This is a genomic window from Asaia prunellae JCM 25354 (assembly GCF_000613885.1).
Taxonomy (GTDB): Bacteria; Pseudomonadota; Alphaproteobacteria; order Acetobacterales; family Acetobacteraceae; genus Asaia; species Asaia prunellae.
The window spans coordinates 46,028-69,833 of record NZ_BAJV01000011.1; the positions used below are offsets into that span (position 1 = coordinate 46,028).

Here is a 23,806-nt window from a genome sequence, read left to right on the forward strand (position 1 = left end):
TCGAGGGTCTACGATCATATGAAATTCCAGGCTGACCGCACAACGTTGATCCGTGCCCTTGCCCATATCCAGAGCGTCGCCGAAAAGCGGAACACTATTCCCATTCTTGCCAATGTGATGCTCTCGGTCGAAGGTAATCTCCTGCGCCTTACGGCGACCGATATGGAAATTGCAGTTGTTGAGGAAGTGGCAGCGGAAGGCGCACGCGATGGTGCTGTCACGGCACCCGCAAGCGTACTCTATGAAATTGTCCGTAAACTCGCCGATGGATCAATAGTCGAGCTGGATCATGGCGGTGGTGATGCTCCTCTCGCCTTGCGTGCCGGACGTTATGCGACAAGTCTGAATGTTCTGCCTGTCGAGGATTTCCCCTCAATGGTAGCGGGCGATCTGCCGCATGAATTCGCCATTCCTGCGGCAGTACTCCGTGGACTAGTCGATCGTACGCGTTTCGCGATTTCGACAGAAGAAACGCGCTACTACCTCAATGGTATCTATTTTCACGTCGCCAGGGATGGTGACACACCCAAGCTTCGTGCGGTAGCGACTGACGGGCATCGTCTGGCCCGGGTTGAAACCGATCTTCCTGCTGGAGCCGGCGACATACCGGGCGTGATTATTCCGCGTAAGACGGTGGCTGAATTGCGCAAACTTCTCGATGAGGGGGCGGGCACGGTTCAGGTCAGTCTGTCTGAAACGCGTATCCAGTTCCGTGTCGGTGCCGTCATCCTGACGTCAAAGCTGATCGATGGTACTTTTCCGGAATATGAGCGCGTTATTCCAAAGAACAATGACCGTTTCCTGCGTGTGAACAAACAGGCTTTCGCGGATGCTGTCGCTCGTGTTGCCGCGATCAGCCAGGAACGTTCGCGCCCTGTCAAGCTTGCCGTCCAGACGAATCTTCTGACGCTTTCTGCGATCAGCGGATCAGGGGATGGCGAAAGAAGAACTCGACGAGACAAGTGTTTCCTATGATGGGCCTTCTCTCGAAATCGGCTTTCAGGCGCGTTATCTCAATGACATCACCGATCAGATCGACGTCGAGGCGGAGTTCGCGTTTGCCGATAGTGCAGCCCCGACCCTCGTGCGCGACACCAATCTGCCTACAGCACTTTACGTGCTGATGCCGATGCGTGTCTGATAGGCGGGAGCTGGCGGGCCTGATTTGCGTATAGACAGGCTTGTTCTGACGGATTTCCGGAATTACGGGCGCTTGGTTCTGGCGCCCGAAAACCGTCTTGTCGTGCTTACAGGCGAAAACGGAGCAGGCAAGACCAATCTTCTTGAAGCCTTGTCTCTTCTTGCTCCAGGGCGCGGATTGCGAGCTGCCTCCAATGCGCAGATCCAGCGTGACGACGGCGGACCCTGGGGCGTCATGGCCCGTCTGTCCCAAGGAGCTGATCAGCCTGTCGAACTGGCGACAGGGGCTGATCCAGCCAATCCTTCGCGACGTATATTTCGTCTTGATGGCGATCTCATCCGTCATCAGGGGCGGATTGCGCCCTATTTTTCAGCGATCTGGCTTACGCCGCAGATGGATCGTCTTTTCAGTGAAGCGGCTTCGGGGAGGAGGCGTTTTCTTGATCGGCTCGTTCTTGCTCTCGATCCCAATCACGCCCGGGAAAGTGCGGCTCAGGAGCGGGCTCTTACGCAGCGTAACCGGCTTCTGGCGACGCAGCCTGATCAGACTATCTGGCTCGATGGGCTTGAAGACAGTATAGCCCGTCACGCTGTGGCACTCACCGCATCGCGCATGGCACTCGTCGATGCCATGAACCGGGGGCCGGCCAGAGATGATACATCTTTTCCGGTTGCACGATTAAGACTCGTTTGTGATATTTCAGAAAATCTCGTCGACCAGCCTGCGGTTGCAGTAGAGGATCGCTTGCGTCACGCTCTGAGGGCCGCGCGGCGAGAAGACGCGATGCGAGGTATTACCTCCTTTGGTGCCCATAAGGCAGATCTACTGCTGGAAGATGCCGTGACCGGTCGTCCGGCTTCCTGCTCCAGCAGCGGCCAGCAAAAAGCTATGCTGGTCCATGTCGTGCTAAATCATGCGTTGCTTACAAGCGGGAAAGCGGGGCGGGCGCCTCTTGTTTTGCTTGATGAGCCGCTCAATCATCTCGATGCGGCAAGGCGTGATGCGTTGCTTGCATGTCTGCGTGAGAGGGACATGTCAGTTTTCATGACAGGAACCGATCGGGAAGCGTTTCATATCCTGCGTGATGATGCCGATTTCAGGGAAATCACTCTCGGCCGCATGTAGATGCGTCTGGCCAGCCGGATATGTTAGAGCGATCCTGCCCGGATTCATATTATTGTAACAATTATGTTTCCGATGCTACCTACAGGACAGAGCAAAACAGGACAATAAATACAACTCAGGATTGAAAAAACTCTCGTAAAAATAATGAATTCAAGTGTGGAGAGGAAATCTTAAGCTGACAGAAAGTATCTATAAGATAAATTCCTAGATGAAGAAGGTGATATAACGGTAAAATTCGACAATTAACGTGTTAATAAATATCTTAACATAAAACTATTTACCAAATTCCATGTTTTTAACATAATGCCATATATTTAAATAATATATTCTATATTGTTTTTGATATTAATCATTTTATATCTCATCCAGTCAATTCCTGCATCTTATTGTCACTTATTGTTATACTCTTTTGATCTATAGAGGAGAAATGACCAACAGAGAGAAAGAGAGACAAGCTCGTATGAAAATTGCGTTTCTCTACGTCGCCGAGCCGTATCAATGCTATCACGTAGCTGCTGTCTCCTCGGCTCTCTCTCTGATGCCCGACATTTCGGTAACCGAATTTGTAAGTTTTCCCGAAACGGCTGAACACCTTGACGCTATCAGGCATCGCAATGGTCTCGGTAAGGATATCGACAAAGGGACTCTGAAAATCCCCCTCAGGGCAGCCATGCTTCGTCGTCTACGCCGCTTCGACGCTGAGCGTGATCTGGTGATGCGTGCGAATATCGATCAGCTTGAACAGTTTGATGCAGTCGTTGCTACAGAATACTCTGCCGGGGTTTTGCGAGAGATGGGGCTGGTTCGTCCTGCCTTGATCCTTATCCAGCATGGGGCAGGCGATCGGGCTGTTAATGATGAACACCTCATTCGTTATTTTGACCTGTCACTGGTTTCCGGTCCAAAAATTGCCGAGAGTTTCCTGGCCAAGAAGCTGGCAACAGCGGCTCAGACGCGCATTATCGGCTATCCGAAATTCGATGTTGTCAGCAAAGGACCATGTCAGGACCAGCCTGCTTTCCATGCAGGAAAGCCGATCGCGCTGTATAATCCCCACTACAAGAAGGGGCTTTCGTCCTATGGGAAATTTCTTCATCCTCTGGTCGAAGCAATCAGGACCTTGGATCGTTATGATCTGCTGATTGCTCCGCATATCAAAATCTTTCACCGTGATTTGGGAAAGCGCCGTCGTTTGTTCGAAAGTGTCGCAGGGGAACGCGTCAGTCTCGATACAGCATCACCGGCATTGCTCGACATGACCCATACGACGCAGGCATCGCTTTATATCGGTGACGTCAGCAGCCAGGTTTATGAATTCCTGATCAGGCCGCGCCCCTGCATCTTTCTTAATCCTCATGGTGTCTCCTGGCGTGATGATCCCCATTTCCGGCATTGGACGCTTGGTGATGTGGTTGAGCGCAAGGAAGATCTTTTGCCTGCTCTTTTCCGGGCAGCAGAGCGACACGAATTCTATCGTGCGCGACAGGAGCGTCTGATTCAGGAGACATTCGGGTCGCAGCCTCGCCGTGGGGCGTCGCACCGTGCGGCCCAATCGATCCGGGCGTTCCTGCGTGGTGATGTCGAGGGTAGCTCTCTCCCGGCAGCTGCGTGATGGTTGCTGCGAAACGAGCCGAGCCGTTTCAGAAGCCATGTCCCGTCCTGTAACACTCGCGTTTCATGATGCGACGTATTGGCGCGAAGTGATGAAATTCGACTTTGTCCTGTAATCTCCTGTTTTCAACACGGACCGGTTTGGTCTAAGAGGACGCGCCAACGGTAGGAAAGCCGCGGGCTTTCCTGATTGATTTGCGGGGAGGCAGCGGCACATGACCACGACCAATGAAACACTGACCGGAATGGCCGGGGAACGTGTTGGTACTTATGCGTCTCGCAGCGTTTCGCATGACCGTATCCGTGAGGCTCTTGCCTTTGATGACGTGCTTGTCGAACCGGCCGCTTCTGACGTGCTTCCGGCTCAGGCATCCACGCGCACACGTCTGACCCGCTCAATCGAGCTTAATATTCCGCTTCTTTCCTCGGCAATGGATACAGTCACTGAGGATGCGATGGCAATCGCCATGGCCCAGCAAGGCGGTATAGGGGTAATCCACAAAAATCTCTCGATTGAAGAACAGGCCGAGCATGTGCGCCGCGTCAAGCGCTTCGAATCGGGCATGGTAGTCAATCCCGTCACAGTCGGCCCTGATCAGACTTTGCGCGACGTGCACGCGATCATGGCGCAGCATGGGATAAGCGGACTGCCGGTTGTCATGCCTGGTACCGGAGAACTGGTTGGTATTCTCACCAATCGTGACATGCGTTTTACCAGCGATCTTGCCACGCCGGTTCGTGACATGATGACGCGTGACGGGCTCGTCACCGTCCGACACGGCGCCGATGCCGCCACGGCTCAGGACCTGCTGCATCGTCATCGTATTGAAAAACTGCTGGTTGTTGACGATCAGAACCGGTGCACCGGTCTGATTACAGTCAAGGATATGGACAAGGCAGAGGCACATCCTCTGGCTATCAAGGATCAGTTTGGCCGTTTGCGCTGTGCTGCTGCAATTGGTGTGGGGGCTGATGGCCTGGCGCGCGCAGAAGCACTGGTTGCGGCTGGTGTTGATATTGTCATCGTCGATACAGCCCATGGCCATTCACGCGGTGTTCTGGATACCGTCGCCACTCTGAAGTCTCGCCATCCGGGTATCCAGGTCATTGCGGGTAATGTCGCTACGCCTGAAGCAGCCATTGCCCTTGCAGGCGTTGGCGCGGATTGTGTGAAGATTGGCATTGGTCCAGGTTCCATCTGCACTACCCGTGTTGTTGCCGGTGTTGGCGTCCCGCAGTTTTCTGCAGTGATGGAAACTTCGGAAGCCTGTCACGAAGCGGGTATTTTCGGAATTGCCGACGGTGGAATCCGTACGTCGGGTGATATCGTCAAGGCGATCGGCGCTGGTGCTGATGTGGTGATGATTGGCTCGCTTCTTGCCGGTTGTGAGGAAAGTCCGGGTGAGGTGTTCCTTCATCAAGGGCGCTCATACAAGGCCTATCGGGGTATGGGGTCGCTGGGCGCAATGGCACGTGGTTCTGCCGACCGCTATTTCCAGGCCGAGGTCAAGGATTCGCTTAAGCTCGTGCCTGAGGGTATCGAGGGTCAGGTTCCTTACAAAGGCAGCATGGCCGCCGTTGTGCATCAGCTGGTTGGCGGTCTCAAGGCGGGTATGGGCTATACGGGATCAGCAACGATTGCTGACCTCCAGGTGCGCACACGCTTCCGTCGCATCACCAATGCCGGTCTGCGCGAAAGCCACGTTCATGACGTAACGATCACGCGTGAAGCACCTAACTATCGCCAGGACTGACAAAAACTTGTAAGCGCGGGGGCATGACTCCCGCCGCTCGACTTTCCGCTGCTATCGATCTGCTCTGTGCCATCGAGGCAGCGCCCCGCCGTCCCGCTGATGCAACCGCCAATGCCTATTTCCGTGAGCGCCGCTACATTGGTGGCGGTGATCGTCGGGTCATCTCGGCACGTATCTGGGATGTTCTGCGTCAGTGGCGCCGTCTCCACTGGCATTTGCGTGATATTCCGGGTGGCGCCTCGCCACGTACGCTTTGCGCTGCTTCACTTGTGCTGGGCGGCGAGGAGATCGGCACAGTTCGTGGTCTCTTCAACGGGGAACGCTTCGCACAATCCCATCTAACGTCGCGCGAAGATGCCGCTCTGTCTGCCCTTGGCGGAAAAGCCTGAATGATCCGGATATGCCGGGGCCAGTGCGTCTTGAATATCCCGACTGGCTGCACCCCTATCTGGAGCGTGCGTTCGGCTCGACACTGGAAGAAGAAATGGCAGCGATGGACGGTGCTGCTCCGCTCGACCTGCGCGTCAATCTGCTCAAGGGTCATCGTGATGAGGCGATCCGTGCGCTGCGTAACGAGCAGATCATGGCGACGCCGACACCCCTCTCGCCCTGGGGCTTGCGTCTGCCCGGGCGACAGCCGATCACGGCAACCCAGAGTTTCCGCAATGGTATTATCGAAATCCAGGATGAGGGGAGCCAGCTCATTGTTGGCGCACTGGATGCCAGACCGGGCGAGCGTGTTGTTGATTTCTGTGCCGGAGCTGGCGGTAAGACCTTGGCTATTGCTATGGGGATGGAGAACAAGGGTCAGATCGTAGCCTGTGATGTTTCGGCACCTCGTCTTGAAGGTGCTGTCAAGCGTTTGCGCCGTGCAGGAGTTCATAACGTCGAGCGTCATCTCCTTGTAAGCGGCGACAAGTGGACCAAGCGTCGTGCCGGAGCCTTTGATCGTGTACTGGTTGACGCACCCTGTTCGGGAACGGGCACATGGCGCCGTAATCCTGATGCCCGTATTCGTCTGTCCGAGCAGGATATTATCGAGCTTCGTGCCAAACAGAGCGATATTCTTGATCGGGCCTCGACACTCGTCAAGCCGGGCGGCCGCCTGGTTTATGCAACATGTTCTCTCCTCAAGGAAGAAAACGAAGAGCAGGTTTCGGCGTTTCTCGCGCGCAATGACCGCTTCGAGCGGGTCAGAGCCGGTGGTGATATGCTGCCGGAAGCGCTGCGAGGTGAGAGCGGCTTTGCGCTGACACCGTATCGCAATGAGACCGATGGTTTTTTTGCTGCAGTCCTGCAGCGCAAGGCACAACAGGACACGTCGCAAGGCGTGACAGAATGATCGGGCAGGGGTGAAGGCTTAATCATGGCGCTGGCAATGTTTATCGGGCTCTTGCTGACCCTGGGAGCTGGCATCGGCGCGCAATGGGTGGCGTGGCGTTTCAGGCTACCCGCGATTGTGCTGCTTTTTGCGCTTGGTCTGATTTTCGGGCCGGGGCTTGGTATCCTTCATCCTTCTGCGGCGCTGGGGTGGATCTTCCGTCCACTTGTTTCGCTTCTTGTTGCCATCATCGTTTTCGAAGGTGGTCTGTTGCTCGATTTTCGCCAGCTACGTGAGGCTGGTGAGGGCGTTACGCGTCTGACCATGCTGGCTCTGCCCATATCCTGGGGGCTGGGCTGGGGAGCGGCACATTATATCGCCCATATGGAATGGGGCGTGGCGGCCCTGTTTGGCGCTATTATCACCGTGACGGGTCCGACGGTCGTTCTGCCATTGCTGCGTCACAACAAGTTACAGCCTCGCGTTGCGGCCTATCTGCGCTGGGAAGCCATTATCAACGATCCTATCGGCGCCATACTTGCTGCCGTGGTTCTGCAGGTGGTTGCAACAAGGGTGCCCATTGGTACGGACGTATTCCTGACGACAGTCTTGCCCGACCTGCTTGCTTCTACTGCAGAATCACTGGCTATTGGCATCCTTCCTGCCTATCTCGTGCGCTATCTCTTCGTGCGCGATCTTATGCCTGAGCCACTCAAGACCCCGTTGCTGCTCACTCTCGCGCTTCTGATCTTCAGTGTCTGCAACATGAGCATGGAAGGCGCCGGACTTGTCGGCGCAACCGTCTTTGGTATGGCATTGACCAACCTGCATGTGCCTGGCTTGTCCGAGCTGCGTCGGATGAAGGAATCGCTCGTGGTCTTGGTGGTGGCGGTTCTGTTCATCATGCTGACAGCAGACCTGCACCGGGAGGTTCTGGCACATATTTCGATACCTATCTGCCTGCTGACCGCCGCTGTGATGTTCGGTGTTCGCCCGCTTGCCATTTTTCTCTCGACTATCGGTACGGGTCTGAAATGGCAGGAGAGGCTTTTCGTCGCCTGGATAGCGCCCCGTGGTATTGTTGCCGCGGCTGTGGCGGGTGCTGCCGGATATCGTATGACTGATGCTGGATATCACAGTGCCGATCTGATCATGCCGGCCGTATTCGCCATTATCGGGGGTACCATGATCTTCCATGGATTCTCATTGCGTCCGATAGCCCGAAAGCTGAAGCTCACATTATCCAACGAACCGGCCCTGGCAATTGTTGGTGCCTCTGCCTGGTCGATTGACCTGTCAAAATGTCTGAGTGATTCCGGCATTCCCGTCTTGCTGGTCGATAACCGGTCAAGCACCCTTATTCCTGCCATGCGGCAGGGGGTGCCCGTACTGAGAGCTGAACTGCTTTCACAGTATGGCGAAGAAGCGCTGGAAGAGCGACCAGCAGATTATCTGATTTCGACGACGGCAGACGCAATCTACAATGGTCTGGTTTGTGCCCATATGGCCCCGCATATGGGCCGTCAGCGCGTATTCCAGATAAGTCCCGGAGTTGCCCGCCTCGATTTCTATCATGGCTTGTCCCGGGACGCGCGGGGCAAATTGCTTGGTGATCCATCGTGGAATTTTACGCTTATCGAAATGCTTTTCGAAAAAGGGTGGCGGTTCTTGACCGCTACGGCCGATGAAGAGACATCTGCGTCATTCGGCGCGGTGCCCAACCGTCTCGATTTCCTTTCCATTCGCCGGGGGCAGTCCATCGCGATACGGTCGGCAGAAGATCAGTTTCCTGTAACGCCTGCGACTGGCGATCTTCTGGTCTATATGATCCCGCCACCTGCGCCAGAATCCGAAGAAGAACAGGACTCAATTGCATCCTGACAGATGAGGCCTTCATTCAGCAGGGGCCGGATTAAAAGATATGAAGACATGGAGGCCAGTGCAGGTGGCTCGTCCGGATTTCAGTCCGGACAGACCTCTATACCCCGGGCATCCGATGCAATCAGGCGACGAAGAAGTGGCTCTGCCAGAGCGATACAGCCTTCTGTGAAACCGCTTGCGGGCGGAAGGTGAAGAAAGATGGCCGAGCCGCGACCGCGTTGCACCGGATTGTCATTCCATCCCAGCACCAGGCAAAGATCATAGCAATGATCGTCCCGCCACAGGGTTTCGTGACGGGCTGCGTGAGGCAGCGTGATATGCCTGTTATAATCGGGATGCTCCGGATCATCGCACCATCCATCTTCAGGGCTGAGAGCTTCAATGCGCAGCGAGGTTTGGGGACGGACAACCCTGTCCGCACGATAGAAAACCTGACGAAATGGCAGATATCCGGCCGGGGTTGCTTGATCACCCTCATTCTTGTCGGTCCTGATGCCACCGGAGCCGATGACCGCCGGAAGACGTATATCATTGATAAAAATGGCGGCTGACTGGCCTTTTTCGTGTCGCAAGATGACAGACATGTCACAAACCTCACATAAAAACATTAAATTAAAGGTAAAATTCGTGTAAACGCCGGTATCTGTCCAGGGGCGTGCCTTCATCGCATTGGCGTTACCATGATATCGGTGTAAAGCTCATTGTTAAAACAAGGTCCTTTTCCTGTTACAGAGAAGAGGCCTTGGCTCAGGGGTATACCCCAAAGATGGTGAGAGAAGGTCATACATGCCTGGTCCGCGTCCTGTCCTGATTGTTGACGATGATGACACGCTTCGCCAACTCCTGGTAGAACAGCTCAAGCTCGAGGGTGAATTCGAACCTATTCAGGCTGCTTCTGTTGCCGAGGCGAAAGAAAAACTCGCCGTTCCCGATGTCCGCGTCGATACTATTCTTCTCGATGTTACTCTGCCTGATGGCGATGGACGTGATTTTTGTGCTGAGCTGCGTCGCCAAGGCGTACGTATGCCAATTATCATTCTGACCGGTTCGGATGATGAAACTGATGTTGTGAGGGGGCTTGATGCAGGCGCGAATGATTATGTCGCCAAGCCTTTCCGCATCGCAGAGCTGCTTGCCCGTCTGAGGGCACAGCTGCGCCTGTTCGAAAACAGCGAAGATGCCGTCTTTCCGATCGGTCCATATCTTTTCCGGCCATCGTCCAAGATCCTGCAGGAACCGGCCAAGAACCGCCGTATTCGTCTGACGGAAAAGGAAGCAGCCATTCTGAAGTATCTGTATCGTGCCGGCCATCGCCCGATTGCGCGTCAGGTGCTGCTGAATGAAGTCTGGGGCTATAACGCCGCGGTGACGACTCATACACTTGAGACGCATATCTATCGCCTTCGTCAGAAGATAGAGCCTGACCCGGCCAATGCATCGTTGCTGCTGACAGAAGGTGGGGGGTATCGCCTCAACCCTGAAGGAAATGATGCCCTGATGGGGTAATATTTCCTGATGATGTGAAAATTCTGAAACCCGGCCTTTACAGAGCCGGGTTTTTTTACGGTCAGATCATGGTCCTGATCAGTATGGGGGATGTTCGGATAGTCAACAGGGAGATCAGGTAGGATCAAGATCGAGATCGAACACGACAGGTACGTGATCTGAGGGACTCTCCCAGTCGCGCACGTCCCTCAAGACGCTCATTGTCCGAAGGGTCGGGGCAAGATCGTGCGTCAGCCAGATATGGTCCAGACGACGGCCGCGATTGGAACGCTTCCAGTCCCGGTTGCGGTAGGACCACCAAGTATAGAGTTTCTCCGGTTCTGGCACGATCAGACGCATGGCATCAACAAACCCGGTATCCTGCCAGGCTCTCAGGCGTTCGATTTCAGGTGAGGTATGACTTACAACAGTCGCAAGTTGTTTGTGACTCCAGACATCATGTTCCAGAGGCGCAATATTGAGATCGCCTACGATGATTGATCGTTGCGGCGGATTGGCCCTGAACCAGCTGGTTACCTCTTCGATAAATTCCAGTTTGTGTGCAAACTTCTCATTCACGGCAGGATCGGCAATATCCCCTCCGGCCGGTACGTAAAAATCATGCAGAATGACTGGTCCGGTTGTCGTGTTGATCGTGACGCCAGCGTGGCGGGTGTCGCTCTTCCCGCACCAGTCGGGCATTGCCTCCAGGGGGGTCACAGTGTGACGCGAAAGAATGGCAACCCCGTTATATCCTTTCATTCCACAAAAAAACATGTGAGGAAAACCCAGATCGCGCAGCGCCTCTGCGGGGAAAAGGGGGTCGGGCACCTTTGTCTCCTGCAAGCAGATGATATCGGGACTCTGTTCTGAAACGAGGCGCTGCAGCAGGGGCAGCCTGAGCCGCAACGAATTGATATTCCACGTTATCAGACGCATGGGCACAGACCTCTCAAATTGGCGGGAAGTGCAGCAATACCTCTTGCTCCGGCGATGCAACAGACCATTTACACAGTCATGACATCCGATATTCATGAACGTCTTCTGACACTCGACTCCCATATCGATATTCCCTGGCCGGACAGGCGTGATTTCGAGGCCGGTTCGGCCGAGCGTCAGGTCGACCTGCCAAGCTCCGCAAAGGGGGGCTGAAGGCAGTGTGTCTCGCAGCCTATATTCCCCAGACCAGACTAGAACCGGCAACGCGCCAGCAGGCCTGGGACAGGACGCAGTCCATGCTCGAGGTCATCAACGGGTTGGCTGGCGATACTGTGTCTGTCTGTTCTGATACCGCGAGCCTGCGTGAGGCCGTGATGCAGAGGCGTGTTGCGGTGGTACCTGCCGTTGAGAACGGCCATGCCCTCGGAGGTGAACTCGACAGGCTCGACCGTCTTGCTGCCTATGGTGTCCGGTATATGACCCTGACCCATAATGGTCATAACGATCTGGCCGATGCGGCCATTCCTCTCCCGGCACTGGGCAATGATGCAAGCCTGCATGGTGGGCTTTCATCTCTCGGGCGAGAAGCGATCGCCCGCATGAACGCACTGGGTATCCTTGTTGATATTTCTCACGCGGCAAAAACGACCATGATGCAGGCGGTTGATCTGTCAGCTCGGCCGATCGTAGCCAGTCATTCCTGTGTCAGAGCGCTGTGCGACCATCCGCGCAATCTGGATGACGAGCAGCTAAGAAGGCTGCGGGATACAGGCGGCGTTATCCAGATTACCGCCATGTCCACTTTTCTGAAGCCGAAAAGTCAGGGAAGAGCGACTGTCGATGATCTGGCAGGCCATGTACGTTACGTTGCCGATCGTATCGGGATCAAACATGTCGGCGTTTCTTCCGATTTTGATGGCGGTGGCCAGATAGAGGGCTGGGCCGATGCGGCGCAATCATACGGTGTTACTGAAGCGCTGCTTCGGGCGGGATTTGGTGAAGACGACCTCCCGGCCATCTGGGGCGGGAATTTCCTGCGCGTTATGCAGCAGTCAGAGACAGCCTGAGTGGAACTTCGAACAAAACAGGATCGTTCAGTTCGTCGAGAGACAAAATTTGTCCACTTTTATGCCCGTTGCGGGATTGACACCCTGTGATTCCAATGTCTTGTCGCTGTTTCTTCCATACGGATTGGCAAAATTGTTTATTATCAATGCTCTACCACTATATGCACAAAAAATAGGCAAAGCGTTGCAAAGCGCGCCAAACTGCGCCCGTCATCAATTTGTCATGCGATACCCCACAGACTTATCCACATCTTCCGTGGATGAAGTTTTGGCTATTCCTCGTGCGAGAGCCTGAGCATGAGCAAGGTCGATGAAGCCGCCGGTACTATGGCAGGCAAGGAGGAGGGGGAGACTTCGAGGGAGGGTGTAGAAGCTATTCGGGAAGCTCTCAGGACAATCCCGCTGTCACCTGGTGTATATCGTATGCTTGGGGCTAAAGGGAGGTACTTTATGTCGGTAAGGCGCTCAGCCTCAAAAAGCGTGTTTCGTCCTATCTGCGTCTGACACAACTGCCTGAACGACTACGCCGGATGGTCAGCCTTACCCACTCGATGGAGATTGTAACGACGCGCACCGAGGCTGAGGCGCTGCTGCTTGAGGCAAACTATATCAAGAAGATGAAGCCGCGCTTCAATATTCTTCTACGTGACGACAAATCCTATCCCTGGATCATGCTGACAGAAGGGCATGTCTATCCGCAAATCACCAAGCAGCGGGGAAGGCCGATCAAGGATGCAACCTATTGGGGGCCGTTTGCGTCGGCCTGGGCGGTCAATCAGACACTCAATCTGATTCAGCGCAGTTTTCTCCTGCGCTCGTGCAGTGATGCTGTGCTTTCCTCACGAACGCGTCCGTGTCTTCTTTTTCAGATCCGTCGCTGCTCTGCGCCTTGTGTGGAGCGGGTGACACCAAGTGACTACGTAGCTCTGGTTGATGAGACCAAGCAGTTTCTCTCCGGCAAGAGTACTGATCTGCAGCAGGCTCTGGTTGAGGAGATGGAAAGGGCTTCGGAAGCCATGGAATTTGAGCGGGCGGCGTCGATCCGTGACCGGATAAGAGGATTTTCCAGTATGCAGGAATCGGGGATCATCAACCCCGCCTCGATCGGTGATGCCGATATTATCGCGCTCTGGCAGCAGGCAGGTAAAACCTGTCTGCAGGTCTTCTTTATTCGAAACAGCCGTAATAATGGCAACAGGGCATTTTATCCCGAGCATGCAGAAGATGATCAGGCAGCCGATATCCTGTCGGCCTTTCTTTTGCAATTCTACGATGACAAGCCGCCACCGCCACAAATCCTGCTCAACTGCGATCCCGCAGAGCTCGACCTGGTTTCAGAAGCGCTCAGTCTGAAGCGAGGGCGCAAGGTTGAACTGCTTCAGCCACAGCGCGGCGAAAGACGTGATGTTGTACGGCATGCAGAAACCAATGCCCGTGAGGCGCTCGAGCGTCGGCTTGCCGAATCTGCCGGAGTCAGCAAACTGCTTGATGGTGTGGCTTCCGTGTTCAATCTGGAAGCTCCCCCGCAGCGTATAGAGACCTACGACAATTCCCATATCATGGGACAGCATGCCTATGGTGTAATGGTTGTTGCGGGGAGAGAGGGTTTTACCAAGCGTGCCTATCGCAAATTCAGCATCAAGGGGCCAGTTACACCCGGTGATGATTTCGGCATGATGCGCGAGGTAATGGAACGTCGGTTCGGCAAGCGTGATACCGAGATGGCAGAGGAGCGTCCCCAGGATTGGCCGGATCTGCTTCTAATCGATGGTGGATTGGGGCAGTTCAACGCAGTACGTGCTGTGCTTGAAGAGCTGAATGTGCGTGATATTCCGATTGTGGCCATTGCCAAGGGGCCGGATCGGGATGCAGGGCGTGAATGGTTCTTTCAGGAGGGGCGTTCCCCGTTTCAGTTACCACCCAATGATCCCGTTCTCTATTATCTTCAACGTTTGCGTGATGAAGCGCACCGCTTTGCAATCACGACGCACAGAGCTGGTCGCAGCAAGGCCATAAGAACCTCGGAGCTGGATGCTGTGCCCGGGATTGGGGCTGTCAGAAAACGCGCCTTGCTCAACCGGTTCGGCTCCGTTCGGGGGGTCAAGGGAGCCAGTATCGAGGAGCTGACGACAGTGGCAGGAATCAATTCGGAAATTGCCCGGACAATCCATACATTTTTTCATCCGCAGTAATGTTCTGACAGCTATGATGACGGACCGGCAGCATCCTGTTATGGGAGATCAAGCAGTTTCGCATATCGGTAATCCTTTCGGCGGCTCCAGGAATAATTCATGCTGACAGACCTGCCCAATATCCTGACCCTGCTCCGCATCGCATCCATACCGCTGCTGATAGCGCTGATTGCAATCGGTAACCCTGTGACAGATGGCATTGCCTGTCTTGTCTATATCGCTGCTTGTATAACGGATTATTTTGACGGCATGCTGGCCCGCCGGTGGAAGCAGGGTTCCGAGCTGGGGCGTATGATGGACCCGATTGCTGACAAGCTGCTGGTCGGTGCCCTGCTTCTGACGCTGGCAGGTTATGGGCGTCTCGTATATGGTGCCTTGTTTGCAGCTGTCATCATTCTGATACGTGAAATCATGGTCAGTGGTCTGCGCGAATTCATGGCCAGCCAGAGTACTACACTTCCCTCAACGCGCCTTGCCAAATGGAAAACAGGGATACAGATGGTGGCGATCGGGTGTCTTCTGGCAGGGGATGCCATGCCAAGAATGATCGGGCTCGGTGTCTTGTCGTTTTCGACCATTGGAGCGATCTTGCTTTGGTTCTCGGTTATTCCTACCGTATTGAGCGGGTGGGGATATCTTGTAAAAGGTCTGTCAAGAATGATGGGTAACCGCAAGAGTACCCCTTCAGCTGAGGTCGGACATTAGTATTATTGTCTATACATGTTCTGTATCTGGTCTTGGGTCTTCTTTGCGATTAAAAAGAACGGATCAGATATCTCTGGAGTAAATGATGCGAAAGGCCGCTCTTCTGGCGATCCCTCTCTTCTTGAGTGGCTGTTCCGGTTTGGGAAAATTTGTGCAGGATACAGCGACCCTTCCTGGCGATAATCCGAATATACCTGAAGGGCAGTCAGAGAATCTTGAGAAGGTGAAGGGCCACACCTATGTGGCTATGCCGATTCTGCCTGAAAACGGTAATATCTGGCCAGGCGCACCTCAGCCACTACCGACCTTGCGTGATGTCGTGGCATCACCCAATGGCCTGAGAGATGCTCTTTCCGATACAAATAGCTATTTTGGCTCAATGACCAAGGGGCTGGATGCAGGCGGATCACAGCTTGGCGATGGCGGCAGTCTTGCGATCGGGGAGCATGACGGAATAGTCAATGGCGTACGGAGTACCCAACGACCGTCACTTTCTTCCTCTGTTGAGGATAATGCTCATAAATTTATTTCACCTGCACGCAGTGGCACGATCGTCATCCCTAATGGCGATGGTACGAGCACACAGATTGACCCTGACGGTACAGTGCGGGTTATCAAGGATAAACCCGCTACCCATTAAGCATTATGGGTTATAAAGCCTGTATCTTCGGCCCTGGAGGGTATTCCCGGGCACTTCCGCACTTGCATCCCGGCTTTTTGCCGGCATGCAGAAAGTTGTGCCGAGCTTATGCGTATTGTCGGTAAAGCCCGATCAGAACGCCCTGGATGCGTACCCGGCTCTGCGGAAATATCTGTGTCTCATATAGAGCATTGGCTGGTTCCAGAGCGATCGAATTGCCTTTCTGTCTCAGGCGCTTGAGAGTCACCTCCTGATCATCAACCAGGGCAACGACGATCTGACCGTTTTCGGCTGTTTCGCTTTGACGGATAATCACTGTGTCGCCGTCCAGAATGCCTGCATCGATCATGGAATCACCGGAGACGTGCAGGGCGTAATGTTGTCCCTTGGTCAACTGGCCAGCCGGAAGATCAATCTGTTCACCGGAGTCACGAAAGGCTTCAATGGGTAAGCCGGCAGCAATGCGTCCATAAAGAGGTACACCCACTACAGCAGGATGAATTGTTTCCAATACTGTGGCTGGAAAGCGATCCTGATTATGGACGAGCTGCGGAAAGTTGCCGGTTACCGGTCCCTCAGCCTGTGATGCCGATATCTTACTGTTCTCGATAATGGGCAGGCGTATGATTTCCAGCGCTCGTGCACGGTGATGATGACGGCGCAAGAAGCCTCTCTCCTCCAGTGCCGAGATCAGCCGATGGATACCGGATTTGGAACGTAGATCGAGGGCTTCTTTCATCTCATCAAAAGAGGGGGAGAACCCGGTTCGCTTCAGATAGGAATCGATGAAAAGCAGGAGCTGATGTTGCTTGCGTGTGAGCATAGGGTTCCTCTCCCCTGGGCAGGGCAGCAGAAACCACCCTATCCCGGAATCATTATGTTCTTCTTAAGTTCTCGCTTCGGTCTCTTCAAGATTTTTTCCCCGGAACATCAAAATTAATCCCCGGATTGACGGGAAAGACTTGACCTGAACCCGTAATACACGCATTTAAGCGCCCAGCTTGAAAACGCTGCCGTTCATGTCGCGCGCAGCGACAGATCAGTTTGCGAGGACCACATGGCAAAGACCAACGTCATCCAGATCCGTCTCGTTTCGACCGCGGATACCGGATATTTCTACGTCACCAAGAAGAACGCCCGTTCAGCAACCGGCAAGATGGAAGTACGCAAGTACGATCCGGTTGTCCGCAAGCATGTTGCGTTCCGTGAAGCCAAGATCAAGTAAGGTCAGGTTTCTTCGGTAGAAAAAAGCGGCTCATTAAAGCCGCTTTTTTTATGTCCGGTTCTGAATGACTTGAATGAGATATGGGTATAGAGAGGCCGTTCAGCTGTGAGCGGACCTGGTTCCCGTGAGGCGCCCTTCAGTAGAGTTTTTCATGAGGGCCGTAAGGAATGATCGTATCACCACTGCGCGCAAGATTCAGCATGGCGCGTGAGCGTTCATCAAGCATGTCGGCATCAAGAGCGCGCTCGTTGAGGCTGGCAATACGACGTTTCCAGACAGCCTGTTCTGCATCAGCGTCTTTTTGTGCCTGCAGAGCCTGATCCATGAGCTTGAGCTGCTGGTGATAGGCTTTGAGGCCATGATCACCCTGAAGGGCGTTCCACCCGAAATAAGCGGTCAATCCCAGAAAGAGGGCAGGGGGAACCACAGCACGTACGATGCGACGGATGGTACGAACGATTTGCACAGGATCTCCACGATGTCAGATAGCCGGATATCCTGATCCTACCCTCGTAAAAGCATCGCTTACAATCGTGCATTTCAAAGAGGGAGCGAAAAAACGCTCCCTCTTCGTCAGATCAGGTGCGCGGCAGAATAGAGCGACCTGCATAACGGGCAGCCGTGGCCAGTTCGTTTTCGATGCGGATAAGTTGATTGTACTTGGCCGTACGATCAGAACGCGACAGCGAACCGGTTTTGATCTGGCCGCAATTTGTAGCGACGGCGAGATCGGCGATGATTGAATCCTCGGTTTCACCCGAACGATGGCTCATGACGCATTTGTAGCCTGCGCGATGCGCTGTTTCCATGGCGCGGAGTGTTTCGGTCAGCGTGCCGATCTGGTTGACTTTTACCAGAAGCGCATTGGCTGTGTTGCTCTCGATGCCACGCACCAGACGCTCGGTATTGGTTACAAACAGATCATCACCAACGAGCTGAAGCTTGTGGCCGAGCTTGGCCGTCAGCTCTGCCCAGCCTTCCCAGTCATCTTCTGCCAGACCGTCTTCAATCGATACAATCGGATAGCGTGCTGCGAGATCGGCCAGATAGTCGATCATACCCGTGGAATCGAGGTCGCGGCCTTCGCCTTCCATCTTGTAGCGGCCGTCGCGATAAAACTCGGTGGCGGCACAGTCGAGCGCGAAAGTGACGTCTTCACCAAGGCGATAGCCAGCGCCTTCGACCGACTTCGAAATGAAGCCGAGGCTTCATCAGCCGATTTCAGGCCGGGAGCAAAACCGCCTTCGTCGCCGACATTGGTGTTGTGACCGGCAGCGGCAAGGTTCTTCTTCAGATGAGCGAAGATTTCCGAACCCATGCGCACGGCGTCCATGATTGTCGGTGCGCCGACTGGCTGGATCATGAATTCCTGGATGTCGATGGGATTGTCAGCATGCTGACCACCATTGACGATATTCATCATCGGCACAGGCAGGGTATGGGCAAATACGCCGCCGACATAGCGATAAAGAGGAATATCGAGTTCGATTGCTGTGGCCTTGGCCGTGGCAAGCGAGACGGCGAGAATGGAGTTCGCACCCAGACGTGCCTTGTTAGGCGTGCCGTCCAGTTCGATCATCGCCTCGTCAATAGCGATCTGATCGGAGGACTCAGCGCCCTGAAGGGCATCAAGAATTTCGCCTTCGGCGAAAGAGGCAGCCTTCAGAACGCCCTTGCCACCGTAGCGTGACTTGTCGCCGTCGCGCAGCTCGACCGCCTCATGGGCACCGGTCGAGGCGCCGGACGGAACCGCTGCGCGGCCCTTGGCACCGGAAGACAGTTCGACCTCGACCTCCACGGTCGGGTTGCCACGGCTATCCAGAATCTCACGAGCAATGATATCAATAATGGCGCTCATTGGGGGCTCCCTGTTTGAACGTTCAAACTTCGGGCATCACAAGGCGTCGAGACACCGACGCTGTCAACTGGCGTTATGTGAAATGAGGATGGATATTCTGTGAAACCCCTGTCGCCACTTGTCATTTTTCTCGGAATTGCCGGACTGGTTCCCTTTGTTGGTCTTGCCATGGCCGCTCTGTTCTGGGGCAGTCTCGGGCCGATTACCCATATCGGCGTAGCGATGCTGGCTTATGGCGGCTGCATCCTGTCCTTTCTCGGTGCAGTCCATTGGGGATTTGCACTGGAGCAGCCGGCCATTATGCCGGCACAGGGAATGGGCGCTATCAACAGGCGTCGACTGTTCCTTGGTGTGCTGCCAGCGTTATGGAGCTGGATCGCGATTTATGCTGGAGTTGTCTGGGCACCGCGTGGCGGGATATTGATGGAAATGGTTGGCTTTGTGCTGGTACTGCTTGCCGAGCGTGCAGCCTATCGCAAAGGTGCGTTGCCAGCAGGATATTTCCCGTTTCGTACCCTGCTGACAGTAATTGTCATATTGAGCCTTGCTGCGTGCCTCAGCGCGCCGCTTCAGCCTTATACGATCTGAAATACCGGCTCACAGATGACCGGAAAATTGACCGAGCGTGCGATGAAGCAATGCGCATGGGCCTGTTCATGCAGGGCCTGCGCGTGAGGTATGGAACTGCCGCTTGCGAGGGTGATCACAGGTCGCAAGGTGGCGCTTTCAAATTCGCCATCACCCTGTGGGTTTTCCACCATTATGGCCTCTGCTGAGTCACGATAGGCGGTGACCACAATTCCGGCGCTGCACAAAGGCCCAGATACCAGAGCTTGTGACAGGCGCTGAGTGAGGCCAGCAGGAGTTCGCCAGGGTTCCAGCCTGTCGGGTCGCCATGAAAGCTCGGATCGGCCGAGCCGTGAATCACGGGTTTGCCTTCCGCCGAGATATCGTGGTTACGGCCATAGACATGCCAGGACTGGGTGCCGAGCCCGTGATTGCCGGTCCATTCGGTATCGACCGAATAGAAATGCCGCTTAGACCCCATCGGATTTCGCGAGCTTGTCAAAAGCCTGAAGCGTGGCGAGCAGACTGCGCATTTCCGAAATCGGCACCATATTCGGGCCGTCGCTCGGGGCCTGGTCGGGGTTCTCATGCGTCTCGATAAAAACCGCAGCCACACCGATCGCAACAGCAGCGCGTGCGAGAGGGGGCACAAACTGGCGTTGACCGCCCGAGGAGCCGCCCAGACCACCTGGCTGCTGTACGGAATGCGTTGCATCAAACACGACCGGATAGCCGGTTTCAGCCATAATAGGCAGGCCGCGCATGTCGCTTACAAGAGTGTTGTATCCAAAGCTTGTGCCGCGGTCACAGAGCATGATCCTGTCATTGCCTGTCGATGCAATCTTGGCAGCAACATTGGCCATGTCCCAAGGGGCAAGAAACTGACCCTTCTTGACATTGATCGCACGTCCCGTTTCACCGGCAGCCAGAAGCAGGTCGGTCTGACGGCACAAAAAGGCAGGGATCTGCAGCACGTCCACGGCTTCAGCTGCGGGTTTGCACTGGGCAGCGTCATGCACGTCTGTCAGAACAGGGCAGCCGAATTCTTCACGAATGCCAGCCAGAATGGCGAGCCCTTCGGCAAGGCCAATGCCACGCTCAGCTTTCAGCGACGTTCGGTTGGCCTTGTCAAACGAGCTTTTGTAAATCCAGCCAATGCCGAGTGCGTCGCAGATCTCGGCAAGTCCTGCAGCCATTTCCCGCGCATGAGCGCGGGATTCGATCTGGCAGGGGCCTGCAATCAGGGTGAAATTCTTGCGGTTGCCGATCGTGAGGGAACCAAGGGTGATATCGGTCATGCGAGGCGGGCCTTCTTGACCGCGGCTTCGATGAAGCCTGCAAAAAGCGGGTGCGGTGCAAAGGGTTTGGACATGTATTCGGGGTGGTACTGCACACCGACGAACCAGGGATGGTCCGGATATTCCACGACTTCCGGCAGCACGTCATCGGGGGACATCCCCGAGAAAACAAGGCCGGTTGCCTCGAGCTGCTGGCGATAATGCACATTCACTTCATAACGGTGACGGTGACGTTCACGAACTTCGGTTGTACCGTAGAGTTCGGCAGCGCGCGAACCCGGCTTCAGTTTGGCAGGATAGGCGCCCAGACGCATCGTGCCGCCCATTTCGCCATGCTCACGGCGGCGCAGCATCTCATTGCCACGGGCCCATTCGGTCATGAGACCAACAAGTGTTCATCGGTAGGGCCGAACTCGGTTGAAGAGGCCTTTTCGAGGCCGGCAAGAGAGCGGGCGCATTCGATGACGGCCATCTGCATACCAAAGCAGATCCCCAGGAAGGGTACGCCATTCTCTCGGGCATAACGGACTGCTTCAATCTTGCCTTCAGAGCCACGTTCGCCAAAGCCGCCCGGCACGAGAATGCCATCGACGCGACCCAGTGCCGAGATAGAGTCTGGGTTTTTCTCGAACGTCTCGGATTCGACCCATTCGAGGCGCACTTTTACCCGGTTGGCAATGCCGCCATGGAGGAGGGCTTCGATGAGCGATTTGTAGCTATCCAGCAGGGCCGTATATTTGCCCACTACAGCGATCCGTACTTCGCCATCGGGGTGGCGCAGCGTTTCGACAATTTTGGTCCAGCGGCTCAGATCGGGCTCGCCTTCAACAGGAAGGCCGAAATAGCGCAGAACCTCATCGTCCATGCCTTCCTTGTGGTAGGAAATCGGGCAGGCATAGATCGTGTCGACATCGAGGGCTGCAATTACTGCCTCAGGGCGGACATTACAGAAACTTGCGATCTTGCGACGCTCATTGGTTGGGATCGCGCGGTCTGATCGGCAGATGAGCATCTGCGGCTGGATGCCGACATTCTGTAATTCCTTGACGGAATGCTGCGTCGGTTTTGTCTTCAGCTCGCCTGCTGCCGGAATATAGGGCAGGAGGGTGAGATGCACACACATGGTGTGGTTGTGGCCCAGATCATTGCGCAGCTGACGGATCGATTCGAGGAAGGGCAGGCTTTCGATATCGCCTACTGTGCCGCCAATCTCGACCAGTACGAAATCATAACCGTCAGTGCCGGCAACGACGGCTTCCTTTATGGCATCCGTGATATGCGGAATGACCTGAACCGTCGCGCCAAGATAATCGCCGCGACGTTCGCGGGCGATCACTTCTGAATAGATACGGCCAGTTGTTGCATTGTCGGCCTTGCGGGCATGAACCCCGGTGAAGCGTTCGTAATGACCGAGATCGAGATCGGTCTCGGCCCCGTCATCCGTTACGAATACCTCGCCATGCTGATAGGGGCTCATGGTCCCCGGATCGACATTGAGATAGGGGTCCAGCTTGCGCATGCGGACTTTATAGCCACGCGCCTGGAGGAGAGCCGCAAGGGCAGCAGATGCAATGCCCTTGCCGAGAGAGGAAACCACGCCGCCGGTGATGAATACGAACCGAGTCATGGAAGGCTCTCCTACAGTGGATCGCAATCATTTGGAACGAGAAGAATGCCGTCAGAGCGTATCTGACGGCAGAAATTTTTCGTCTTGTTGCCTTACTGCTTCGGAGGGGCAGCCGGAGCAGGTGCCGGGGCTGTGGTGGTCGGAGCCGTTGCTGATGGGGTGTGGGCTACTGGTGCCGGAGCAGGTTGAGCGAGAATGTCGCTGCCAGTGTTTGTGGCTGCCCCTCGGTTCAGAACAGCAAGAAGAAGGCACAGGACCATGAATACACCAGCAAGAACCGCGGTGGTTCGTGTCAGGAGATTTGCGGTACCACGACCGGTCATGAACGAGCCCATTCCCTGACTGCTGCCAATACCGAGGCCGCCACCTTCACTACGCTGGATAAGGATGACGCCTATCAGGGCAATGGTCACGAAGAAATTGAGAACGAGCAGCAGCGTGGTCATGTCCGGCTTTCAGGTAAACACGATAAATATGCCGTCAGGGCGCCAGCGAAAGACCTGCCTGTGCAATGCCGAGAAACGATTTTGCAGACAGACTGGCCCCGCCGACGAGCACGCCCCCCACACCGGAAACAGCGAGGATGGACGCGGCATCTTCGGGCTTGACTGAGCCGCCATACAGGACACGGTGTGATTTGTCATCCGTTTCCAGATGTCTGGACAAAGCGCCATGCAGAAAAGTCAGACGGGATTCGATATCCTCAGGTGTCGCTGCAACCCCTGTTCCTATGGCCCAGATTGGCTCATAGGCGAGTATTCCGTCGAATTCAGGGGGAAGGCATTCGACGATCTGGGTTGTCAGCCAGGCTTCTGCGCGTTTGTCTTCTCTCTGATGAGCGCCTTCACCAATGCAGACGACGGGGCAGAGGCCATGCTCGCGTGCTCGTTGTACCTTCTTTCGGATCCCGGCATTGGTCTCGTGATGATGCTCACGTCGCTCGGAGTGACCCAGAATGACATGGCTGACTCCCAGATCGGCCAGCATCACGGCGGAGATATCACCGGTATAGGCGCCCTCCGGCTCAGCGTGGCAATCCTGCGCGCCGAGTCTGACAGCATGCCGGCTCAGGAGCGGTGCAAGATGACCAAGGAGTGTGAAAGGCGGTGCCAGAACGACATCGCGCGCCGCCAGAACCGGCTCTATTGCTGATGTGATCTCTCTGGCGAGATCGGTGCCTGACTCAAGCAGGCCGTGCATCTTCCAGTTGCCGATAATCATTTGGCGCATGATGGTCTTTTCCTCCCCCGGCGTTGGACCTGCTTAGCTCAGGTCTTTGAGAGCCGAACAGGGGCTGAGAGTGAAATACACATCATCTTCCTGTCAGTTCTGTCACAGGATATGTGATCTGCTTTCTGGCACGACCCGGA

Annotated in this window: 18 protein-coding genes and 6 pseudogenes; 13 read left to right on the forward strand and 11 right to left on the reverse strand. The window is 55.1% G+C overall.

The window, feature by feature from the left end:
* Nucleotides 1-18: 18 nt before the first annotated feature.
* The 6 genes and pseudogenes from dnaN (at nucleotide 19) to JCM25354_RS10425 (ending at nucleotide 8,833) form a co-directional block, all read left to right on the forward strand.
* Nucleotides 19-1,141: pseudogene (gene dnaN, locus JCM25354_RS18200) on the forward strand (DNA polymerase III subunit beta).
* A gap of 24 nt (nucleotides 1,142-1,165) precedes the next feature.
* Nucleotides 1,166-2,266 carry a DNA replication/repair protein RecF gene (gene recF, locus JCM25354_RS10405; protein WP_025885975.1) on the forward strand — a complete coding sequence of 367 codons (1,101 nt, stop codon included), beginning with the start codon at nucleotides 1,166-1,168 and terminating at the stop codon, nucleotides 2,264-2,266.
* A 460-nt stretch (nucleotides 2,267-2,726) separates the two neighbouring features.
* On the forward strand, nucleotides 2,727-3,878 hold the full coding sequence (locus tag JCM25354_RS10410) for a hypothetical protein (RefSeq protein WP_025885976.1): 1,152 nt from the start codon (nucleotides 2,727-2,729) through the stop codon (nucleotides 3,876-3,878).
* Between the two features lie 244 nt (nucleotides 3,879-4,122).
* Complete coding sequence (gene guaB, locus JCM25354_RS10415; RefSeq protein WP_025885977.1) at nucleotides 4,123-5,631, forward strand: IMP dehydrogenase; 1,509 nt, start codon at nucleotides 4,123-4,125, stop codon at nucleotides 5,629-5,631.
* A gap of 23 nt (nucleotides 5,632-5,654) precedes the next feature.
* Nucleotides 5,655-6,973, forward strand: a pseudogene (locus tag JCM25354_RS18205) (RsmB/NOP family class I SAM-dependent RNA methyltransferase).
* A gap of 24 nt (nucleotides 6,974-6,997) precedes the next feature.
* The gene (locus JCM25354_RS10425) at nucleotides 6,998-8,833 is read left to right on the forward strand and encodes a cation:proton antiporter (protein ID WP_025885978.1); all 1,836 of its coding nucleotides are present in this window, start codon (nucleotides 6,998-7,000) and stop codon (nucleotides 8,831-8,833) included.
* 80 nt (nucleotides 8,834-8,913) lie between these two features.
* Here the strand turns inward: JCM25354_RS10425 and JCM25354_RS10430 are convergent, their stop codons facing one another.
* Entirely contained in the window at nucleotides 8,914-9,417 is a 504-nt protein-coding gene (locus tag JCM25354_RS10430; protein ID WP_199899942.1) for a L,D-transpeptidase family protein, read from the reverse strand.
* A gap of 202 nt (nucleotides 9,418-9,619) precedes the next feature.
* On the opposite strand from JCM25354_RS10430, the gene JCM25354_RS10435 reads away from it, so the two are divergent.
* Nucleotides 9,620-10,339: a response regulator transcription factor gene (locus JCM25354_RS10435; protein ID WP_025885980.1), complete on the forward strand. Its 720-nt coding sequence runs from the start codon at nucleotides 9,620-9,622 to the stop codon at nucleotides 10,337-10,339.
* A 114-nt stretch (nucleotides 10,340-10,453) separates the two neighbouring features.
* On the opposite strand, the gene JCM25354_RS10445 is transcribed toward JCM25354_RS10435, so the two are convergent.
* Nucleotides 10,454-11,257: an exodeoxyribonuclease III gene (locus JCM25354_RS10445; protein ID WP_051537352.1), complete on the reverse strand. Its 804-nt coding sequence runs from the start codon at nucleotides 11,255-11,257 to the stop codon at nucleotides 10,454-10,456.
* A 78-nt stretch (nucleotides 11,258-11,335) separates the two neighbouring features.
* Here JCM25354_RS10445 and JCM25354_RS18210 point away from each other — a divergent pair.
* From JCM25354_RS18210 to JCM25354_RS10465, 4 genes and pseudogenes are all read left to right on the forward strand, one after another.
* A pseudogene (locus JCM25354_RS18210) lies at nucleotides 11,336-12,324 on the forward strand (dipeptidase).
* Nucleotides 12,325-12,651: 327 nt separating this feature from the next.
* Nucleotides 12,652-14,516, forward strand: a pseudogene (gene uvrC / locus JCM25354_RS18215) (excinuclease ABC subunit UvrC).
* Nucleotides 14,517-14,615: 99 nt separating this feature from the next.
* Nucleotides 14,616-15,221, forward strand: a complete 606-nt coding sequence (pgsA, locus tag JCM25354_RS10460; protein WP_025885982.1) for a CDP-diacylglycerol--glycerol-3-phosphate 3-phosphatidyltransferase — start codon at nucleotides 14,616-14,618, stop codon at nucleotides 15,219-15,221.
* An 82-nt stretch (nucleotides 15,222-15,303) separates the two neighbouring features.
* Nucleotides 15,304-15,861: a YdgH/BhsA/McbA family protein gene (locus JCM25354_RS10465; RefSeq protein ID WP_243444024.1), complete on the forward strand. Its 558-nt coding sequence runs from the start codon at nucleotides 15,304-15,306 to the stop codon at nucleotides 15,859-15,861.
* Between the two features lie 106 nt (nucleotides 15,862-15,967).
* Here JCM25354_RS10465 and lexA read toward each other — a convergent pair whose 3' ends face one another.
* Nucleotides 15,968-16,684, reverse strand: coding sequence for a transcriptional repressor LexA (gene lexA, locus JCM25354_RS10470; RefSeq protein WP_025885984.1), 717 nt, complete (start codon nucleotides 16,682-16,684; stop codon nucleotides 15,968-15,970).
* A gap of 234 nt (nucleotides 16,685-16,918) precedes the next feature.
* Between lexA and rpmG the strand changes: the two genes are divergently transcribed.
* Nucleotides 16,919-17,086, forward strand: a complete 168-nt coding sequence (gene rpmG / locus JCM25354_RS10475) for a 50S ribosomal protein L33 (RefSeq protein WP_023977387.1) — start codon at nucleotides 16,919-16,921, stop codon at nucleotides 17,084-17,086.
* Between the two features lie 136 nt (nucleotides 17,087-17,222).
* Here rpmG and JCM25354_RS10480 read toward each other — a convergent pair whose 3' ends face one another.
* Both JCM25354_RS10480 and eno read right to left on the reverse strand, forming a co-directional pair.
* Nucleotides 17,223-17,552: an FtsB family cell division protein gene (locus tag JCM25354_RS10480; protein WP_025885985.1), complete on the reverse strand. Its 330-nt coding sequence runs from the start codon at nucleotides 17,550-17,552 to the stop codon at nucleotides 17,223-17,225.
* Between the two features lie 112 nt (nucleotides 17,553-17,664).
* Nucleotides 17,665-18,944, reverse strand: a pseudogene (eno, locus tag JCM25354_RS18220) (phosphopyruvate hydratase).
* A gap of 99 nt (nucleotides 18,945-19,043) precedes the next feature.
* Here eno and JCM25354_RS10490 point away from each other — a divergent pair.
* Nucleotides 19,044-19,532 (forward strand): DUF3429 domain-containing protein, encoded by a 489-nt coding sequence (locus JCM25354_RS10490; protein WP_025885986.1) that lies wholly within the window; start codon nucleotides 19,044-19,046, stop codon nucleotides 19,530-19,532.
* On the opposite strand, the gene JCM25354_RS23455 is transcribed toward JCM25354_RS10490, so the two are convergent.
* The 6 genes and pseudogenes from JCM25354_RS23455 to tpiA all read right to left on the reverse strand — a co-directional run bounded on the left by JCM25354_RS23455 (nucleotide 19,520) and on the right by tpiA (nucleotide 23,666).
* Nucleotides 19,520-19,705 (reverse strand): OsmC family protein, encoded by a 186-nt coding sequence (locus JCM25354_RS23455; protein WP_369345760.1) that lies wholly within the window; start codon nucleotides 19,703-19,705, stop codon nucleotides 19,520-19,522. The genes JCM25354_RS10490 and JCM25354_RS23455 overlap by 13 nt on opposite strands.
* Nucleotides 19,705-19,992, reverse strand: a complete 288-nt coding sequence (locus JCM25354_RS23460) for an OsmC family protein (protein ID WP_369345761.1) — start codon at nucleotides 19,990-19,992, stop codon at nucleotides 19,705-19,707. Before JCM25354_RS23460 ends, JCM25354_RS23455 begins: the two co-directional genes overlap by 1 nt.
* Nucleotides 19,982-20,809 (reverse strand): 3-deoxy-8-phosphooctulonate synthase, encoded by an 828-nt coding sequence (gene kdsA, locus JCM25354_RS10500; RefSeq protein ID WP_025885987.1) that lies wholly within the window; start codon nucleotides 20,807-20,809, stop codon nucleotides 19,982-19,984. The genes JCM25354_RS23460 and kdsA overlap by 11 nt, the downstream gene beginning before the upstream one ends.
* Nucleotides 20,806-22,436 (reverse strand): annotated as a pseudogene (locus JCM25354_RS18230) (CTP synthase). Before JCM25354_RS18230 ends, kdsA begins: the two are co-directional and overlap by 4 nt.
* Nucleotides 22,437-22,528: 92 nt before the next feature.
* Nucleotides 22,529-22,882 (reverse strand): preprotein translocase subunit SecG, encoded by a 354-nt coding sequence (secG, locus tag JCM25354_RS10510; RefSeq protein ID WP_025885988.1) that lies wholly within the window; start codon nucleotides 22,880-22,882, stop codon nucleotides 22,529-22,531.
* A gap of 34 nt (nucleotides 22,883-22,916) precedes the next feature.
* The gene (gene tpiA, locus JCM25354_RS10515) at nucleotides 22,917-23,666 is read right to left on the reverse strand and encodes a triose-phosphate isomerase (RefSeq protein WP_035447457.1); all 750 of its coding nucleotides are present in this window, start codon (nucleotides 23,664-23,666) and stop codon (nucleotides 22,917-22,919) included.
* Nucleotides 23,667-23,806: the final 140 nt, after the last annotated feature.

Excerpts from the sequence above, each read along its gene's own strand:
- guaB (WP_025885977.1), top strand. The coding sequence starts at position 4,123 with ATGGCCGGGGAACGTGTTGGTACTTATGCGTCTCGCAGCGTTTCGCAT.
- pgsA (WP_025885982.1), top strand. The coding sequence starts at position 14,616 with ATGCTGACAGACCTGCCCAATATCCTGACCCTGCTCCGCATCGCATCC.
- JCM25354_RS10430 (WP_199899942.1), bottom strand. The coding sequence starts at position 9,417 with ATGTCTGTCATCTTGCGACACGAAAAAGGCCAGTCAGCCGCCATTTTT.
- lexA (WP_025885984.1), bottom strand. The coding sequence starts at position 16,684 with ATGCTCACACGCAAGCAACATCAGCTCCTGCTTTTCATCGATTCCTAT.
- secG (WP_025885988.1), bottom strand. The coding sequence starts at position 22,882 with ATGACCACGCTGCTGCTCGTTCTCAATTTCTTCGTGACCATTGCCCTG.
- JCM25354_RS10445 (WP_051537352.1), bottom strand. The coding sequence starts at position 11,257 with ATGCGTCTGATAACGTGGAATATCAATTCGTTGCGGCTCAGGCTGCCC.
- JCM25354_RS23460 (WP_369345761.1), bottom strand. The coding sequence starts at position 19,992 with ATGGGGTCTAAGCGGCATTTCTATTCGGTCGATACCGAATGGACCGGC.
- JCM25354_RS10465 (WP_243444024.1), top strand. The coding sequence starts at position 15,304 with ATGATGCGAAAGGCCGCTCTTCTGGCGATCCCTCTCTTCTTGAGTGGC.
- JCM25354_RS23455 (WP_369345760.1), bottom strand. The coding sequence starts at position 19,705 with ATGGTGGAAAACCCACAGGGTGATGGCGAATTTGAAAGCGCCACCTTG.
- rpmG (WP_023977387.1), top strand. The coding sequence starts at position 16,919 with ATGGCAAAGACCAACGTCATCCAGATCCGTCTCGTTTCGACCGCGGAT.
- JCM25354_RS10435 (WP_025885980.1), top strand. The coding sequence starts at position 9,620 with ATGCCTGGTCCGCGTCCTGTCCTGATTGTTGACGATGATGACACGCTT.
- kdsA (WP_025885987.1), bottom strand. The coding sequence starts at position 20,809 with ATGACCGATATCACCCTTGGTTCCCTCACGATCGGCAACCGCAAGAAT.
- tpiA (WP_035447457.1), bottom strand. The coding sequence starts at position 23,666 with ATGCGCCAAATGATTATCGGCAACTGGAAGATGCACGGCCTGCTTGAG.
- JCM25354_RS10425 (WP_025885978.1), top strand. The coding sequence starts at position 6,998 with ATGGCGCTGGCAATGTTTATCGGGCTCTTGCTGACCCTGGGAGCTGGC.
- JCM25354_RS10410 (WP_025885976.1), top strand. The coding sequence starts at position 2,727 with ATGAAAATTGCGTTTCTCTACGTCGCCGAGCCGTATCAATGCTATCAC.